This is a genomic window from Beijerinckia mobilis (assembly GCF_000745425.1).
Taxonomy (GTDB): domain Bacteria; phylum Pseudomonadota; class Alphaproteobacteria; order Rhizobiales; family Beijerinckiaceae; genus Beijerinckia; species Beijerinckia mobilis.
Window position 1 is genome coordinate 111,927 of the sequence record NZ_KN050689.1, and the last position, 16,721, is coordinate 128,647.

Sequence of the window (16,721 nt, forward strand, 5' to 3'; positions counted from 1 at the left end):
CATAGGTTTCGATCCACGCTCCCGCACGGGGAGCGACAAGATCATGATGTGATGATCCCGATCGTTAATGCGGTTTCGATCCACGCTCCCGCACGGGGAGCGACCCTGCAAGTGCCCACGCTCTCCCCCGATCTGGCGCGTTTCGATCCACGCTCCCGCACGGGGAGCGACAAGCCTCATCAACCACCGATGAGGGCCGCGCGATGTTTCGATCCACGCTCCCGCACGGGGAGCGACAAGTGGCAAAGTCGGAACATGACAGATCAGATGAATCCGTTTCGATCCACGCTCCCGCACGGGGAGCGACTCGGCAGCAGAGCACTCGCGCTGCTGTTCTCGACGTTTCGATCCACGCTCCCGCACGGGGAGCGACCTCCCGCTCATAAACCATTCCGCTGATTGGGAAAACCGGGCCATTCGCGCGAACTGCCGCCGCCTTCGCACAAGCCAGAGCCCTTACCCGTCATGCGTGAGAAATCTTCTTACTGTTTCAAAGCGATGCGCGAGCACGAACCTGCGACCGCGCAAGGACATGCTTCCGGTTCGCGCCGGTTTTTTGCCGCCAGCCCCGCCCCTCTCCGGAAATCCTATTTCTCCGGTGCCAGCATGGCGGCGATCTCCGCTTCGCAGACAAGGGTGCCGTCGACATAGGCCTGACCCTTGTACCACCACATATTCTTGCGGTTGGCGGTCTTGCGCATGTGAAACTCGACACGGTCGCCCGGCGTGACCGGCTTGCGGAATTTCGCCTTGTCGATCGTCATGAAATAGACGACCGGCGGCTTCACACCAGCGGAATGCGCATTGATGCAGAGCGCCCCCGCCGTCTGCGCCATGCCCTCGATCAGGAGCACCCCGGGCATCACCGGCCGCTCGGGAAAATGGCCCTGAAACTGCGGCTCGTTAACGCTGACATTCTTGATGCCGATGCCGGATTCATCGCCATTCGCCTCGACGATCCGGTCAACCATCAGAAATGGATAGCGGTGCGGAAGCGATTGCAGCAGGCGAAGGATATCCAATGTTTCAAGCGTGGCGGTTTCCACCTGCGACATTCTTTGCTCCCTGTTGTGGCGCTTTTCGCTCTACAGCATCATCTTGCAAAGCGGAAGCAGGCTTGCTCACGCTTCGCTCTCTCCGTGGGAGGCCGAGGTGGTGGAGGAGGCACTGGCGCGCGAACCGACCAGCGGCCGCTCTTCAAGACGCAGATAAGCGATGAAGGCAAGCACCATGAGACCGGCGGCGGCGATGAAGACACGCGTATAAGATAGGCCAAGCGCGGCCGCTTCCCCGGCGTCGAGACCGGCGGCGGAAAGCGTCTCGGCGCCCCGTCCCGCGCCAAGGATCATCACACCAAACACAGCCACGATGATCGCCGCGACGAGCTGGCGGCAGAGATTCATCACCGCAGTCGCGGTGCCGAGCTGATGCAATGGCGTCGCATTCTGCACCGCGACGGTGGAAATGGTCAGAACCAGCCCGAGCCCCAGGCTGACGCAGCCGAGCAGGATCGACAGAGCCGGTAAGGCCAAGCGGCTAGCGGCAAAAATCAGAACCACGGTCGCCATAAAGGCGATGGCGATGCCGCACAAAGGCACCAGACGGTAATGAGCGATGCGCACCATCAGCCGCCCCGAAAGGGTCGCGCCGACCACGGTTCCAGCCATCAGCGGCAGCAAGGCAAGGCCGGATTCACTGGCACTCAAATGACGCAACGCCTCGAAATAGAGCGGCATGTAGATGGACAGGGAGATGAAGACGCCAATGCTGAGCGAGGCGCCAAGCGTCGCCCGCGCGACAACGCCATCATGCAGGAGGCTGATGGGAATCAGCGGCTCCTCGGCGCGATGCAGCCACAAGATCAAGGCCCACCAGCTCGCAAGGCTGAGAAGGAAGAGGCCAAGGACGAAAGGCACGCCCGAGCCACGCTGGCCCGCCGAACTCAACGCCAGCAGAAGACTCGTCGTGGCGGTGAGCAAAAGCACCGCGCCGGCGAGGTCGAGGCGGTGCGGACGCTCATAATGCGGCAATTTCTTCAGATATTTGCCGCTCATGAAGAGCGCCGCGAGGCTGAACGGAATATTGATCCAGAAGATCAGCGACCAATGGCCGTGTTCTGCCAAAAAACCGCCGAGCACCGGCCCGCCGAGGCTCGATGCCATGAAGACGGAGGCAATATAAATCTGATAGGTCGCCCGCTCACGCGGGGTGACGAGATCGGCGATGATCGTCTGGGCCAGCGAAATCAGTCCGCCACCGCCGAGCCCCTGCAGCCCGCGCGCGAGGATCAAAGCCGTCATCGAGCCCGACAAGGCGCAGGCGATCGAACCCAGAAAGAACAGGCCGAGCGCGCCGAGCAGCACGATCCGGCGCCCATGAATATCGGCGAGCTTGCCGCCAAGCGGCGTCGCCGCAGTCGCCGCCAGCAGATAAGCGGTGACGATCCATGGCAGATGGTCGACATCACCGAGATCGCGGCCAATCGTCGGCATGGCCGTGGCGACGATGGTCTGGTCCATCGAGCTCAGCAGCATGGTGAGCAGCAGGCCCGAGAAGATCCACAGCATTTCCCGGCGGGTCAGTGGTGGTGGCGCCGTTTCCTCGTTCATGACGTTTCTCACCGCTCGCCTCACTTCCGCGCATCTCACTTGCCACGCGTCATTTGCCACGCGCGACCACGGCGAGGATCGCCTCGCCATAGCGCGCGGCCTTCGCCGGGCCGATGCCATTGATCGCCAGAAGGCCCGCTTCGTCGCGCGGCGCCTGCCGTGCGATCTCGACCAGCACGGCATCATGGAAAATGACGAAAGGCGGCTGTTTCTGCGCCTTGGCGAGCGCCAGCCGCTCGGCCTTGAGCGCGGCGAATAGGCGCGCCTGATCCACGGTGAGATCATCAAGCGAGAGCACCGACGAACGGCTGCGCTGGAACGCCGATTCTGCGCGCTGGCGCATGTCCGCATCATCATCCGCCGCCGTCTCGATCTCGCGCAGGCTTTTGCGGATATTGGCGCTGCGGCCGGAGGGCAATTGCATCTCCCCGCGCAACAGCAGTTCGGCTTCACCGCGCAGCACGGCGCGGCCTGCGGGCGTCAATTGCCAGCGATCGCGGTCGTCCTCATCCTGTTCGATCAGATTCAAAGCGTGCAATTGGTGGAAGATGCTGCGCCATTCGGTAAGGGAGAATTCGCGCCCGACGCCGAATGTCGGCAAAAGATCGTGGCTGTGGCGCTTGATCGCCTCGGTCGCATGGCCGATGAGCAGATGGGCGAGATGGCCGGAAAAGAACCGGCCCGAAGTGCGGATGATCGCCGACATCAGCTTCTGCGCGGCGATGACGCCATCAAAGAGCGGCCATTTGCCCTCGCAGATATCGCAATGCCCGCAAGGTTCGGAGGCTTCGCCGAAGGCGGCCAGCAGGGTCTGGCGGCGGCAGCGCGGCGATTCGCAAAGGGCGATCAATTCCTGCAATTTGCGCCGATCGAGCCTTTTGCGCTCGGGCGAGGCATCACCTTCCATGATCTGGCGTTCGCGCAGCCTGATATCCGCCTCGCCGAAGAGGGTCAGCGTATCGGCGGGCAGGCCATCGCGCCCGGCGCGGCCGATCTCCTGATAATAGGCCTCGATACTGCCCGGCAGATCGGCATGGCAGACGAAACGCACGTCCGGCTTGTCGATGCCCATACCAAAGGCAATGGTGGCGACGACCACGACATTCTCGTGGCGCACGAACATATCCTGATGCGCTGAGCGGATTTCGGGCGCGAGGCCCGCATGATAGGGCAGCGCGAAAATGCCTTCCGCGCTCAAAATCTCGGTCAGCTTCTCGACCCCCTTGCGGGAGGCGCAATAAATGATGCCGCTTTCGCCTTTGTGCCTGGCGACCATCGCCAGAATCTGCTGTACCGGCTTCACCTTGCGCTGCATCGCAAGGCGCAGGTTTGGCCGGTCGAAGGAGCGGATGAACTGGCGCGGAGAGCCGCGAAACAGCCGGTCGATAATGTCCTGGCGCGTCGGCGCATCGGCGGTGGCCGTCACCGCCACCACCTGCGGGCGGCCTAGCGCCTCGAGGCTGTCGCCCAGCGCGCGATATTCGGGCCGGAAATCATGCCCCCATTGCGAGACGCAATGGGCTTCATCGATGGCAAGGAGATGCGCACCGGAGCGTCGCAACAGCGAGAGCGTATCGGCGCGCACGAAACGCTCGGGCGCGACATAGACGAGGCGGTAGCGGCCCTTGAGAAGCCCCGCCTCGATCATCGCATTATCCTGCCCGCTATTGGTGGAATTGAGCGCGGCGGCGGCAATGCCGCGCTGCTTCAATTGCTCCACCTGATCGCGCATCAGGGCGATCAGCGGCGAGACCACAATAGTGAGGCCGGGACGCAACAAAGCGGGCAGTTGGTAGAGGAGCGATTTGCCGGCGCCCGTGGGCATGATGGCGAGCACATTCTCGCCCGCAAGCACCGCTTCGAGGATCTCCGCCTGTCCGGGCCGGAAATCGGCGAAGCCGAAAACATCCTGCAAGGCCCGCCGGGCGTCATCGAGATCGGCATTCATCGCTGGTCTGCAAGGGAAGGCTGCATCGGGAATCTGCAAGGGGGATCCGGCTGGTCGGCGCCAGGGAGAGCGCGGTCGGGCACCTATCGATTCGCTTGCTTTACCCCTGTTTGCCAGCCAAGAAAACCGGCAAACGGCCGGTTCAAGCGCGCGGGCAGCGGGAACGCGACCAGCCGCTCGATCGTTCGCTTCAAGCGCGATGAGGAGGCTTTATGACTGCTGCTGCGACCGCTGTTCCGAAACCGGCCCTGAACCTGAAACCGCTCGCCGAACAGGTAATCGTCATCACCGATGCCGATTGCGACAGAGGTCGCGCCATCGCCCGGGCGGCCGCCGCGCGCGGCGCCAGGGTGGTGCTCGCCGCGCAACAGCGCGATGCGCTCAACGGGCTCATCGTGGAGCTCGATACAGCAGCCGCATGCGGCCAGATTCTCGCCGTCGAGGCCGATGCGACCCGCGCTCACGATCTGCAGAAGATTGCCGATGCCGCGGTGGACCATTTCGGCGGCTTCGACAGCTGGATAGAGACGGTCGAAGCCTCTCTGCCAGACAAGCTCCAGACAATCAGCGAAGACGCATTGCGGCAGCTTTACGAAATCAATTTCTGGAGTGCCGTCAATGGTGCGCGCATCGCGCTGCCGATACTCAAGCAGAATGGCGGCGCACTGATCGCGCTTGGCGCGGATACAGCGTCGCAGGATCAAGGCGCCGCCTATCGCGCGAGCAAGGACGCGCTCAAAAGCATCATCGCCGCGCTGCGCGAGGAAATAGAGGCGGAAGGCGCGCCGGTTTCGCTGGTGGTGATTGAAGAGAAAGGCACGCCGGAAGAGATCGCCAGAACGGTTCTGCGGGCGGCCGAGCATGTTACGAAAGAGGGTGAAGCCCAAAATCCGGCCAAAACTCCGGAATGGATAAGCGCCCTTGCCGCCCAGATCCTGCCGGATCTCATCGACTGGTTTACAGCGCGCTATCTTCGGGGTGCTTCAGGTGCGGACCAAAAAACAACTTTCGCCGCGATGGAATCACCGGCGCAAGCGCAACAGACATTGTCGCCAGCCGTGGAATCTTCCACTCAGCCACCTGCTTCGCCACCCCTGCGCAAATGGGCGGGCCTGCATCCGCTCGCAACGTTCGCAATCGGAACGCTCGGCGTCGCAGGCGCCTTGAGCATGGCGGAGATCGTCAAGAAACGGGAGAAGTGATTTTTCGACGACGGCCCGCGTTACCGTTGCACCCTATAATGTCCCGCAATCGCGCTGTGGCGACGGATAGACCATCGCGACAAGGCGTGAACAAACTGCCCCGAACATTTTCCGGAACTTCCTGATCATTCGAATGAGCACATCCCCTACACGCAATTCAACTCAGGGACACAAATATCGACTCTGAATTTTCAGAGTATCCATTACATTGTCAGCCCCTATCCGAACAATATTGGCGGCGATAGGGTTCAGACACATGATACCTCTCATACCAAATTTCGATAAGTATAACGCATTGAGATTTGGCCACGGGGAGGTGGCCCCGCGACTGCGGGACCACCACTTTGCATCAGATTCAATTTTGACTCGCATTATAAGATACGGCGCCAATATCGATCGTGGTGTCAAGATTACCATTACGGGATTTAGGAACGAAGTTTGTTCCGTTGGGAAGCAGAAGTCCCGATATGCCCTGATTGCGGGCAGGCGAATTCGCCGTGAGAGCGAGATCCCAGATCGAATGCTTCGGATTCGTCCGCTCCTGCTCGGTACTGTCACTGGAGAATGTAGACTGATCCGCCAAATTTGGATGTTGAACAAGCGGATCTGCGATAATATCATGAATAGCAGGAGAATAATTATAAAGGCCGACCGGCGTCCCATCCACACTAAACATCAAATTATAATCTTCTATAACGTTTGTATTCCCAAGATTTGAATAAGCAGCCTTTGTTGCCGGAGCATAAAGGATATTATTATATATTCTCGAACCTTGAGATGATATCGCATAAATTTGTCCCCACTTTATATTCCCACAATCTGATGTCGGGATGGGACATTTATTATTCATGAAAGCTGTATTATTTAATATATCAGCATAATTGCTGCCGTAATCGTTAACTCCTCCGCCACCGTTATTATAAATAATATTCCCCATTATCAGCGTCCGCCCGATATAGGCTTGGCTATTGCTCGACGTATTCATCAGATCCAGCGAAATCCCGTGTCCATCGGTCGGGACGTTCCCGCCGACATTTGGATTATAATAGGGGACCGCGTTTCCATTATCATGAGAAATATTATAGAGTATATAATTCCGATAATTCTGATTCTTGTCACTATTTACCGAATAATGAAGCGTTATCCCACTCGTGCCATACGAACTCCACCAAGAGGTATTGTAAACTGTATTGTTTTGTATAGTCACATAATCGCTGGATTGAATATGAATTCCGGCACCAGAACAATCATGAACAAGATTATTATTAATATTAAGGCGCAAAGTTCCGGATGAGTAAATACAAGTGCTGTTCATTCCGGCAAGTGACGGAGCCGTATTCTGCTCCAAATAGGCTGCTTGGTCCGAAGAGAAATGCGCCTGCGCATCCGAAAGGGTATAATCCTGTGCGTTCCCGATGATCTCAAATCCGGAAAAATTCACATACGACCCGGTAATCACAACAGCAAACGTTGCCGCCGTATCACCCTGCATGCTGATTATGGGGTGGTGATTGGGATAGGCCTGATAAGTGATCGGGTTTCCGGAAGTACCCGAATTTTTGATGAAGAGAATTGGCTTCTGAACAGTTCTATTACCCGTATAGACCCCATCCATCACCATGATCGTATCACCGGGCATGGACACATCAGCAAGCGATTGTATATCGCCGCGAGGAGTATCGGGCGACAATCCGTCGTTGGAGCTGCTCCCTAGTGTCGCGCTCGCGTAATAAGTCGTCGCATGCGCCGAATCGTGCCCTGTCATGAATAGGGCAACGAAGGGGATGACAGCAAAAGGCCATTGATGATGCATCATAAATTAACACTCCTAATCTGGTGAAATTTCACATTGGACGACCTTGTTTCAAACGATCATGCTTCCGACCCGGCAAAGCTAAGCAGCAGGCCCACACACATTATGCACTGATTCTATATAAGCATTTATACCATAAACTCTCTTTCATGTAAAAGTAGATATATCCGAAAACATCCTGCTCAAAGAATTAGAGCGGTTCAAAGCAAGAAAATCGTGAGATGATTCAATGTTATCGAAAAACTCTCAAAATCATACGGAGCAGATCGAAGCGCATATAAAGTGCGTGTCACATATATGGGATATAGGGCTGCGGCGAATGCGGCTTCACGCGACATGTCCAGTGACTGCGGGCTACGCTACTCCATCCGGATCTCATTGATCACGTCACTGTGATCAAACAGCCGCCAAGCAATCCTGAATCATTTGCCTCCCTACGGAAACAGGCATATCTGAGTGATTTGCGGTTTGATCTTGTCGGAATGTCGTTGGCGCGCGAGGATGACAGGACAAACCGGGTTCCGGGATATCAAGGACCGCCTTTCAGAGCTCTCCGCGAAAGATGTTCGCTGGAGACATTTTGTGGGTGACGGTCGATTTCGAGCTTTTCCATCCCGTTCCGGTCCCGTCGCTGCGGCGGGATCCTTCCTCGAAGGGTTGTCGCCCCGAATCAGTATAATTCATGGATGCGGTCACCCATGACGAGACGCGTCTGCGCGAATGTATGAACGATCCCTCCAACATCGCCTCGGATGTATGAGCGAATGCGGCTTACTGGTCTGCAACTAATGACGCGTTCCTGCAGGCTGTTGGCAAGGTCAGCAGGGGGCATAAAAAGAAACCCACCAGCCAGCCGATGCCACGCCAGAGTGCCGGGGCCAATGCGATGAAGTCGACGGTCCGCGCGAGACACCGGCATCGCGTTCGCCATTACGACCCGCAATATGAAGCGTTAAGTGAGACTCGAGTGGAGGAACCACGTCCGCCTAGCTGAGCGTCGGGGAAAAGAGCCTACACTTCTTATTTTGCTGGTGGGCCGGGAGGGACTCGAACCCCCAACCAGACCGTTATGAGCGGCCGGCTCTAACCATTGAGCTACCGGCCCGCAGAGGCAATCGCCCGATCCTCTCGCGGGAGCGCCTGATTCCTCGGCGCTGATAAAAACAGTTTACGATCGGCGGCCGCACTTTCGCAAGGCCGAAGCCGCTTTTGTCTTTGCTTTCATGCGCAAAAATCGAGGCCGATATCGAGAACGCTGGCGCTGTGCGTCAGCCAGCCGACCGAAATCAGATCGACGCCGCTTTCAGCGATCATCGTGGCCGTCTCCGGCGTGACCCGCCCCGAGGCTTCCGTAATGGCGCGGCCGGCCACCATGGCGACGGCTTCGGCGAGCACATCAGACGCCATATTGTCGAGCAGGACCGCATCGACACCCTCCGCCAGCACCTCTTCGAGCTGCGTCAGCGTATCGACCTCGATCTCGATCTTGACGAGATGGCCCGCTGCCTTTTTGGCGCGCCGTAGCGCCTCACTGACCGAGCCGGCGAGCGCAATATGATTGTCCTTGATGAGCATGGCGTCGTCGAGGCCAAAGCGATGGTTCTCGCCGCCGCCATGGCGCACCGCCAGCTTTTCCAGGCTGCGCAGACCGGGCGTCGTTTTGCGCGTGCAGACGATTTTCGCCTTGGAGAAAGCCACAGCCGCGACGAGCGTCGCGGTGGCGCTGGCGACGCCGCTCAAATGACCGAGGAAATTCAGCGCCACCCGCTCCGCGGTAAGAATGCCGCGCGCCGGCCCCTCGACATGAGCGATGACATCGCCCGGCGCGAGACGGGCGCCATCGTGTTTGTGCACCACGATGCGGATCGCCGGATCAATCAGTTCGAAGGCGATTTTCGCCGCCGCGAGCCCGCTGACGATACCGTGCTGGCGCGCATTCAGCGCCATGCGCGTCTGTTGCTGCGCGGGAATCAGCGCATCGGATGTGATGTCACCGGCGCGGCCGAGATCCTCGATGAGCGCCGCGCGCACCAGGGGCTCGATCAGGAGACGCGGCAATTCTGCAATGGAATGCAAGGTGCTGGTCATGAGAAAGGTCTTCCTGTTGCAACCCGGCAGAAGAGGGAGCTTATGCCACGGCCTGCGGCGCGAAATGCTGCGCCAGCACGAGCGCTTCGTCGAGATGGAGAAAAGAACGCCGCACCACAGAGGCATGATGCGGAAAATCGAGCCGCATATGCGCGCCTCGGCTTTCCTCGCGCCGCAGCGCCGAGGCGGCGATCATCAGGCCGGTGACGGCAGCATCGGCCGCGGGCGTCATGCCCATGGCGAGCGGATAGAGATCGCCCAAAGCCCTCTGCAACCCTTCGGCATTGCGCAAAACGCCAATACCGCGCGAAACGATCGGCCGCACGAGAGCGGGATCGCTCGGCCCCGGTGCAGGCAGCGCCGCCGCGAGCTGCTCGGCGATGCGCCGCGTTGGAGCGGTGCTGGCTGAGGTGCCAAGAATATCATGGCCCGCGCGCCGGCCGCAGATGGCGGCTTCGAGCAGGGAATTGCTGGCAAGCCGATTGGCTCCATGAAGACCCGTCGAGGCCGCCTCGCCGCAGGCCCAAAGCCCTTCGATGGAAGTGCGCCCCAAAGCATCGACCTTGATGCCGCCCATATGATAATGCGCGGCCGGGCGGATCGGGATCGGCTGGCTCAAGGGGTCGATTTTCTCGGCGTGGAGCAAGGCCGTGATGGCCGGAAACCGGCCGGGGAAGGCCGTGCCTGGCTGCTTTCGCGCGTCGAGAAATGCGTGATGGCCCGCCTGCAATTCAGCGAAGACGGCGCGGGCGACAATATCGCGTGGCGCGAGTTCAGCGCCGGGCACACCTTCCATGAACCGGCGACCGGTCTCGTCGATGAGGATCGCGCCCTCGCCTCGCACCGCCTCGCTGATGAGTTTCAAGGGAAAACTGGTGCCGGCGAGCGCGGTCGGATGGAATTGCACGAATTCGAGATCGGCCATCATCGCGCCGGCGCGCGCCGCAAGCGCCAGCCCCTGGCCGAAGGAGCCGGCCGGATTGGTGCCGTAATCGTAAAGCGCACCGATGCCGCCGGTCGCGATCACCACCCGATCGGTCGGAAACACCACCGGACCGCAATGGGTATTGGCAAGCACGCCACGGATGCGGCCATCGTCCACCAGCAGCCGCCGCGCCGCGACCCGCTCGATGAGCGTGATCGAGGGAGTTTCCTTCACGCGGGCAACCAAAGTTTTGATGATCGCCGCGCCAGTCGCATCGCCGCCGGCATGAACGATGCGGTGCCGGCTGTGCGCCGCCTCGAGACCAAGGGCGATGCGGCCCTTCGCATCATGGTCGAATGGCACGCCAAACCGCAGCAAGGCCTCGATAATATCCGGTCCTTCGGCAAGGATCGAGCGTGCGGCCTCCGCGTCGCAGAGGCCATCGCCCGCCTTGAGCGTATCGGCAAGATGCAGATCCACACTGTCGTCGGCGCCAATGGCGGCGGCGACTCCGCCCTGCGCCAACACGCTCGACGCCTCATGGCCGAGCGGTGATTTGGCGATGAGAACCACCGGAGATGGTGCCAAAGCAAGCGCCGTCATCAGGCCAGCAAGGCCGCCACCGATAATGATCGGCGCGCCGGCGACGTCATGGATTTCGGTCATCGGAAGATCCGTTGGAGCAAGAAAGCGGCATCCGCCTTCTTAAAAAGATCTGATGCGTTTCCAGTAGAGGAGAGCATTGGCCTGGCTTGATGCATTGGCCCGATGCTCTCTTCCTGTTTCTCGCTATTGCTCGACCAGTTATTTCACCGCCAGCATGCGTTCGACGGAGAGCCGCGCACGTTCGGTGACGCTCGGATCGATGATCACTTCATGCGTCATGGTTTCGAGCGCTTGGCGGATATTGCCCAAAGTGATCTTCTTCATATGCGGGCAGAGATTGCAGGGCCGGATGAATTCAAGCTCGGGATGATGCGCGGCGACATTATCGCTCATCGAACATTCGGTCAGAAGCGCGACCCGCGCCGGTTTCTCCCGCGCGACGAAAGCCTGCATCATCGCGGTGGAGCCGGAAAAATCAGCCTCCTCGACGACTTCCGGCGGGCATTCGGGATGGGCGAGCACGGTGACGCCGGGATAAGAGTCACGCAATTCGCGAACATCCTGCGGCGCGAAACGCTCGTGCACCTCGCAATGGCCCTTCCAGGTGATGATCTCGACATCGGTCTCGGCGGCAATGTTCTTCGCCAGATATTCGTCGGGGATCATAATGACGCGCGGCACGCCGAGCGATTCAACCACCGCCTTGGCATTGCCGGAGGTGCAGCAAATGTCCGATTCGGCCTTCACGGCGGCGGAAGTGTTCACATAAGTGATCACCGGCACGCCGGGATAGCGGCGGCGGAGTTCACGCACATCCTCGGGCGTGATCGATTCGGCGAGCGAGCAGCCAGCGCCCAGGTCGGGAATGAGCACCGTCTTGCCAGGATTCATCAGTTTCGCGGTCTCGGCCATGAAATGGACGCCGGCGAGCACGATCACATCGGCATCGACCGCCATCGCCTCGCGGGCGAGCGCCAGGCTGTCGCCGACGAGATCGGAGACGCAATGATAGATTTCGGGGGTCTGGTAATTATGCGCGAGAATCACCGCATTGCGCTGTTTCTTCAGCGTCATGATGGCGTCAATCTCTTGCGCATAAACTGGCCACTCGAAAGCGGGAATCACATTCCGGACTTTCTCATAGAGCGCCTCATCACGAGTCTCCTGGCGGGTCTCGTGCATATGTGGCATGCGGGCGTGGATCGGCGCATGAGCGGAGGACGGCACGGGGCCGGCAGCCCCCGGCTGTTCCCTCAAAATCAGTGTTTCCTGCGCCCTAGAACGAAAGCCCATCCTTATACTCCCTTTGAGTATTATATGGGTATATGCTGGGGATGAGCATAAGATTTGTCAAGACCGCTGTATGGGCAGTTTTGTCCCGACGATCGCGCGTTCGGCCAGAACCTCGCGGCGGAAGCGGAACAGCTTGGCTGGCCGCCCACCCGTATCCGCCGTCAATTCTCCTGTTTCTTCAACGAGTTCCTGCTGCTCTATGAGGCGGCGAAAATTCTGCTTGTGCACCAGCCGGCCAGCGAGCGCTTCAACGCAACGCTGCAATTGCAATAATGTGAAGGTTTCCGGCATCAGCTCGAACACGACCGGGTGATATTTGATCTTGGCCCGGAGCCGCGCGATGCCGGTCGCGAGAATGCGTCGATGGTCGAGGATCATCGGCCGCCCAGCAATGGCCGGGACTGCCGGCGCACCGGTGCGCCAGGCCTCGGGAATAAGACCCGCCTCATAAAGCAGTTCGTAGCGTTGCAGCACCAGTTCCTCGTTCCAGCTCCGCCCTTCGAGGCCGAAGGTCATGGCAATGCGCTGCCAGCGGTTCTGCGCGAGGCTCCTGTCGCCTTTCGCCCATCGTTCGAGGGCGGGCAATAGACTTTCACCAATCATCGGCGGCGCGCCGGTGCGATGATCCTCCCAAGGGAAATAAACATACCAGCTGCGCCAGCTCGCTTCATATTCGCCGGAAGCGGGCTGCTCGCGCGTGAGGCCGAGGTAGCTGATCGAAATGACCGGATAGCCGTCGGAAACCCCGCTCCGGTCGCGATCAGCGAAGGTGTAGAGCTGTTCGATATAGCCGAGCGGCAGATGGGTCTGGCGCTCGACCCAGGCACGCAAGCCCGCCTGCAGCGAGCGGTGCTCCAGTTGAAAAGGACCGGACGGCAGGGCGCTCTGATCCTGAATCGTTAGCACCCGCGGCTCGCCCCGGGTAACGGCCGTGAGAACAGCGATCAGATCGGCGGAAATGCCCTGCCCCGCATCCGTGGCGCGGCGCGATGGCGGCGCAGCCGAAACGGCTGTCTCCTTGAGCCTTTCCATGCGGAAACCGGTCTCCTCAATCATTCTGGATTCGCCTGCGCGGCGATGAAACGAACCTCGCCTAGTGAGAGCCTGTGGCGGTGACCATAACGCAAAGAGGCTCCCGATGATAGAATTGGCGAGCGGCCGGCGAAAAGAAGGGCGGGACCAATCGGCCGGCAAGAAGCGCACGGTCTCAAGCCGCGTCTCTTTTAGTCAATATCGAGGGGAATCGCCGCCGGAAGATGACGCGGCAGACGCCAGGGTGCGATGCAGAGCGCGTCACCGCGCAGGGTGCAGGCGGCGGAGAAAGGATGGCGCGCCAGCCATGTCCGCACCGCAAAACCCATGCGTCGGCGCTTTGCCGCATCAATCGCCAAAAGGGCTTCATCGAGCGTCGCGCGTGCCTTCACCTCGATGAAGGCAATGGTCTCGCCCCGGCGGGCGATAATGTCGATTTCCCCGCCGCGCACGTGAAAACGCCGGCCGAGAATGCGATAGAAATGCAGGCGCAGCCATAAAATGGCGAGCATTTCGGCGAAATGACCATGGCGATAGGCGCGTTTCCTCCGGATGCTGGCAGCATGATGCGGCGAAAATTCCTCCCGCCGGTCGGATATCCCCGCCTTACGCTTTATCGCCCCCTCGTCGCGCATTTCTGCGTCCTCATGGCCTCTTGGGCACATTGGCGAGTTCAAGCGCCCGCGCATAGATTTTCCGGCGCGGCTGGCCAGTGGCGCCCGCAACCATAACAGCGGCATCCTTGACCGACAGCGTTTCGAGCGCCTTGCCAATCTGGCTGTCGAGATCCTCGGCGGAAATTTCGGCCTGTTCCGGCGGACCGCCAACGAGCAGCACGATTTCCCCCTTGGGCGGCGGCTCATTCGCCAAAGCCTCGGCAAGTTCCGTCAGCGTGCCGCGGCGCACGGTTTCATAGAATTTGGTGAGCTCCCGCGCGAGAGCACAGGACCTCGGGCCGAGCACGGCAGCCAGATCGGCGAGCGTTTCGGCCACCCGGCGCGGCGATTCGAAAAAGACCAGCGTGCCGGGAATGGCGGCAAGCGTGGCGATGCGCTCGCGCCGCGCGGCGGATTTCGGCGGCAGAAACCCTTCGAAGAAGAAACGGTCAGTCGGCAGGCCAGCGACAACAAGGCCAGCGAGAACGGCGGAAGCGCCGGGCACCGAGGTCACGATAATGCCGCGCTCGACGGCTTCGGCGACGAGTTTGAAGCCGGGATCGGAAATGAGCGGGGTGCCGGCATCGGAGACGAGCGCCAGAGCCGCGCCCTGTTCCAGCCGCGCAAGGAGATGCGGGCGCATGACCGCCGCATTATGCTCGTGATAAGCAACAAGCGGCGTCGCAATGCCGTAATGGGCGAGCAGAATTTTGGTGACGCGCGTGTCTTCCGCCAGCACAGCCTCGGCGGCGGCGAGAGTCGAGAGCGCACGCAGGGAAATATCGGCGAGATTGCCGATCGGCGTGGCGACGACATGCAGGCCCGGACGCAACGGCTCCGCCTCGGCCCTGAGACCGAGAGCGGTGAAGGCGCCGGGAGCGGCTATGTCAGGATGCACGTTTCGATCATTCATGGTCATCGCACCCGTCAACCATTCTGCGGATTTACGCTCTGGCCTCGCGAAACCATGCGTCCCGGAATCGAGACCTGGATTCTAGAGCATCAAACCCGAAAGTGGGCATCCTTTTGACGGTAGATTTGAACCCGCCGCGGACCTATCGCCTTCTTGCATTATTTCAATGCTCTCGATGCGGTCATCACCGTTCAATGGCTTGTTCTGAAAATCAACCAATCTGTTCTGTTTATAGAACAGATGCCGGATTTTGCAAGTCCCTCGGGAACAAGACTTCCAAGGGAGAGGGAGATGCCGAGACGCATTACCGCTCAAGCCAGCATAAGGAAATTTGAATGCGCTTCGCAGGTTGACGATCTCGGTCCGATCATAATTTGCCCTAACGGCGCAGACGCAGCGAAGGCAAAGCTTAGCAGCTTTACCGAGATCGAGATCACGACCAATTGCAATCATCCGATCCACAAATCACGCCTCCCTCCGCCTTTCGATTTGCTTCCCAAGAGCTCAAGCGGGATAGTAACTTTGCCTTTCCGTCCTTCAGGGAGTTCAGGATGCTCGGCTCATCTCTCCAGCCTCTCATCACCATAGCGGCCATCTTGCTTGCCGGACAGATTGCACGGGCTGAAGACCAGCGCCGTTTCGACACGATCTATGTTGAAGTCCTCCCGCAGACAGTTCCGCATATGGCAGGTGCGCTGAAGGCCAATGTGCAGACGTGCTTGCGCGATCATCTGTGCGATGACGGTGCCGTCCTGCACGAGATCGGCGACAACGAACGCTTTCTGGCCTACAAATCCTTCGTCGCCAAGGAAGCAACGCATGAACCATCGGAACTCATGCAGAACGTCATCGCCAACACGACGGTTGCGCCGCTCGATGAAAGGCAGATGGATGTCTTGTGGGAAAGCCCCAAAAAACCCATTCCGCCACAGGCCTTCTGGGTCGTCACCCATGTCGATGTCATGCCCGCCTACAAAGATGAAGCGGCGGCGATGCTCAAGGATTTAGGCGAAGCGAGCCGCGCCATGCCCGGGCACATACGCACGATTTTCGGCCCGCAATTGAACAGGGACAATCATTTCACCTTGATCGAGATCTGGGCCAATCGCACCGCCTTTGAGGCCTATCAGGCCGCCAAACCGACACGCACATTCAGAACGAAACTCGGCCCCATGCTCGGCGCCCTTTATGACGACCGGCTGTATCAGAGTGTGAATTAAAATATCACTCGATTCATCGGCTTCCTGAGCGCTGCTCTTAACGCTCACAACAACCCTGTCTCCGATCCGGACGATAACAGATCGTCGTACAGACAGGGCCATGCGGATTAGTGCATCAGCCTCGGCACCCCTTGTCATAGGACAATAAACAGTCCTATCATTACGATATCATCATTGCGACCGTCGTATTCCCCCCCTCTAATCAACGAACCTTCAGCCAAGCCGATCAAGAAGAAACGAAATGGCGATTACGATGAAGAAAACACCGATGAGGACAATAGAATACATCAGGGCACTTCGTTGGTTGGCATATTCTTTAATTTCGTCGATCGGTAATTGACCACGGAGCTCATTCCGGAGTTCTTTCATATCATCGTCCGGGACCATGACCTTGTCCTTGCCATCGATCAAATAAG

General features: G+C 59.3%; 13 protein-coding genes, 1 tRNA gene and 1 CRISPR repeat array (1 of these 15 only partly in view). Of the genes, 2 read left to right on the forward strand and 12 right to left on the reverse strand.

What is annotated here, in order from left to right:
- Nucleotides 1-373: direct repeats of the CRISPR family, unit length 32 nt; unit sequence GTTTCGATCCACGCTCCCGCACGGGGAGCGAC; it begins 260 nt to the left of the window's first position.
- 214 nt (nucleotides 374-587) lie between these two features.
- From fabZ to recQ, 3 genes are all read right to left on the reverse strand, one after another.
- On the reverse strand, nucleotides 588-1,055 hold the full coding sequence (gene fabZ / locus DL88_RS18770) for a 3-hydroxyacyl-ACP dehydratase FabZ (RefSeq protein ID WP_034999623.1): 468 nt from the start codon (nucleotides 1,053-1,055) through the stop codon (nucleotides 588-590).
- A 66-nt stretch (nucleotides 1,056-1,121) separates the two neighbouring features.
- Entirely contained in the window at nucleotides 1,122-2,609 is a 1,488-nt protein-coding gene (locus tag DL88_RS18775) for an MFS transporter (RefSeq protein ID WP_034999626.1), read from the reverse strand.
- 49 nt (nucleotides 2,610-2,658) lie between these two features.
- Nucleotides 2,659-4,596 carry a DNA helicase RecQ gene (gene recQ, locus DL88_RS18780; RefSeq protein WP_305953032.1) on the reverse strand — a complete coding sequence of 646 codons (1,938 nt, stop codon included), beginning with the start codon at nucleotides 4,594-4,596 and terminating at the stop codon, nucleotides 2,659-2,661.
- Nucleotides 4,597-4,769: 173 nt separating this feature from the next.
- On the opposite strand from recQ, the gene DL88_RS19680 reads away from it, so the two are divergent.
- Nucleotides 4,770-5,759: an SDR family NAD(P)-dependent oxidoreductase gene (locus DL88_RS19680; protein WP_051956174.1), complete on the forward strand. Its 990-nt coding sequence runs from the start codon at nucleotides 4,770-4,772 to the stop codon at nucleotides 5,757-5,759.
- A gap of 355 nt (nucleotides 5,760-6,114) precedes the next feature.
- On the opposite strand, the gene DL88_RS18790 is transcribed toward DL88_RS19680, so the two are convergent.
- From DL88_RS18790 to rsmI, 8 genes are all read right to left on the reverse strand, one after another.
- Nucleotides 6,115-7,575: a right-handed parallel beta-helix repeat-containing protein gene (locus DL88_RS18790; RefSeq protein WP_034999631.1), complete on the reverse strand. Its 1,461-nt coding sequence runs from the start codon at nucleotides 7,573-7,575 to the stop codon at nucleotides 6,115-6,117.
- A 1,026-nt stretch (nucleotides 7,576-8,601) separates the two neighbouring features.
- Nucleotides 8,602-8,677: transfer RNA gene (locus DL88_RS18795), tRNA-Ile, on the reverse strand.
- Between the two features lie 116 nt (nucleotides 8,678-8,793).
- Nucleotides 8,794-9,660 carry a carboxylating nicotinate-nucleotide diphosphorylase gene (gene nadC / locus DL88_RS18800; protein WP_034999633.1) on the reverse strand — a complete coding sequence of 289 codons (867 nt, stop codon included), beginning with the start codon at nucleotides 9,658-9,660 and terminating at the stop codon, nucleotides 8,794-8,796.
- 40 nt (nucleotides 9,661-9,700) lie between these two features.
- Nucleotides 9,701-11,251: an L-aspartate oxidase gene (locus DL88_RS18805; RefSeq protein WP_034999635.1), complete on the reverse strand. Its 1,551-nt coding sequence runs from the start codon at nucleotides 11,249-11,251 to the stop codon at nucleotides 9,701-9,703.
- A gap of 138 nt (nucleotides 11,252-11,389) precedes the next feature.
- Entirely contained in the window at nucleotides 11,390-12,373 is a 984-nt protein-coding gene (nadA, locus tag DL88_RS18810) for a quinolinate synthase NadA (RefSeq protein ID WP_034999806.1), read from the reverse strand.
- A 168-nt stretch (nucleotides 12,374-12,541) separates the two neighbouring features.
- Nucleotides 12,542-13,516 (reverse strand): NUDIX hydrolase, encoded by a 975-nt coding sequence (locus tag DL88_RS18815; RefSeq protein WP_034999808.1) that lies wholly within the window; start codon nucleotides 13,514-13,516, stop codon nucleotides 12,542-12,544.
- Between the two features lie 191 nt (nucleotides 13,517-13,707).
- Complete coding sequence (locus DL88_RS18820) at nucleotides 13,708-14,151, reverse strand: YraN family protein (RefSeq protein ID WP_084705297.1); 444 nt, start codon at nucleotides 14,149-14,151, stop codon at nucleotides 13,708-13,710.
- A 10-nt stretch (nucleotides 14,152-14,161) separates the two neighbouring features.
- Complete coding sequence (rsmI, locus tag DL88_RS18825; RefSeq protein WP_034999812.1) at nucleotides 14,162-15,085, reverse strand: 16S rRNA (cytidine(1402)-2'-O)-methyltransferase; 924 nt, start codon at nucleotides 15,083-15,085, stop codon at nucleotides 14,162-14,164.
- 551 nt (nucleotides 15,086-15,636) lie between these two features.
- On the opposite strand from rsmI, the gene DL88_RS18830 reads away from it, so the two are divergent.
- Nucleotides 15,637-16,305 carry a putative quinol monooxygenase gene (locus DL88_RS18830; RefSeq protein ID WP_034999638.1) on the forward strand — a complete coding sequence of 223 codons (669 nt, stop codon included), beginning with the start codon at nucleotides 15,637-15,639 and terminating at the stop codon, nucleotides 16,303-16,305.
- 213 nt (nucleotides 16,306-16,518) lie between these two features.
- Here the strand turns inward: DL88_RS18830 and DL88_RS18835 are convergent, their stop codons facing one another.
- The gene (locus tag DL88_RS18835) at nucleotides 16,519-16,692 is read right to left on the reverse strand and encodes a hypothetical protein (RefSeq protein ID WP_156971206.1); all 174 of its coding nucleotides are present in this window, start codon (nucleotides 16,690-16,692) and stop codon (nucleotides 16,519-16,521) included.
- Nucleotides 16,693-16,721: the final 29 nt, after the last annotated feature.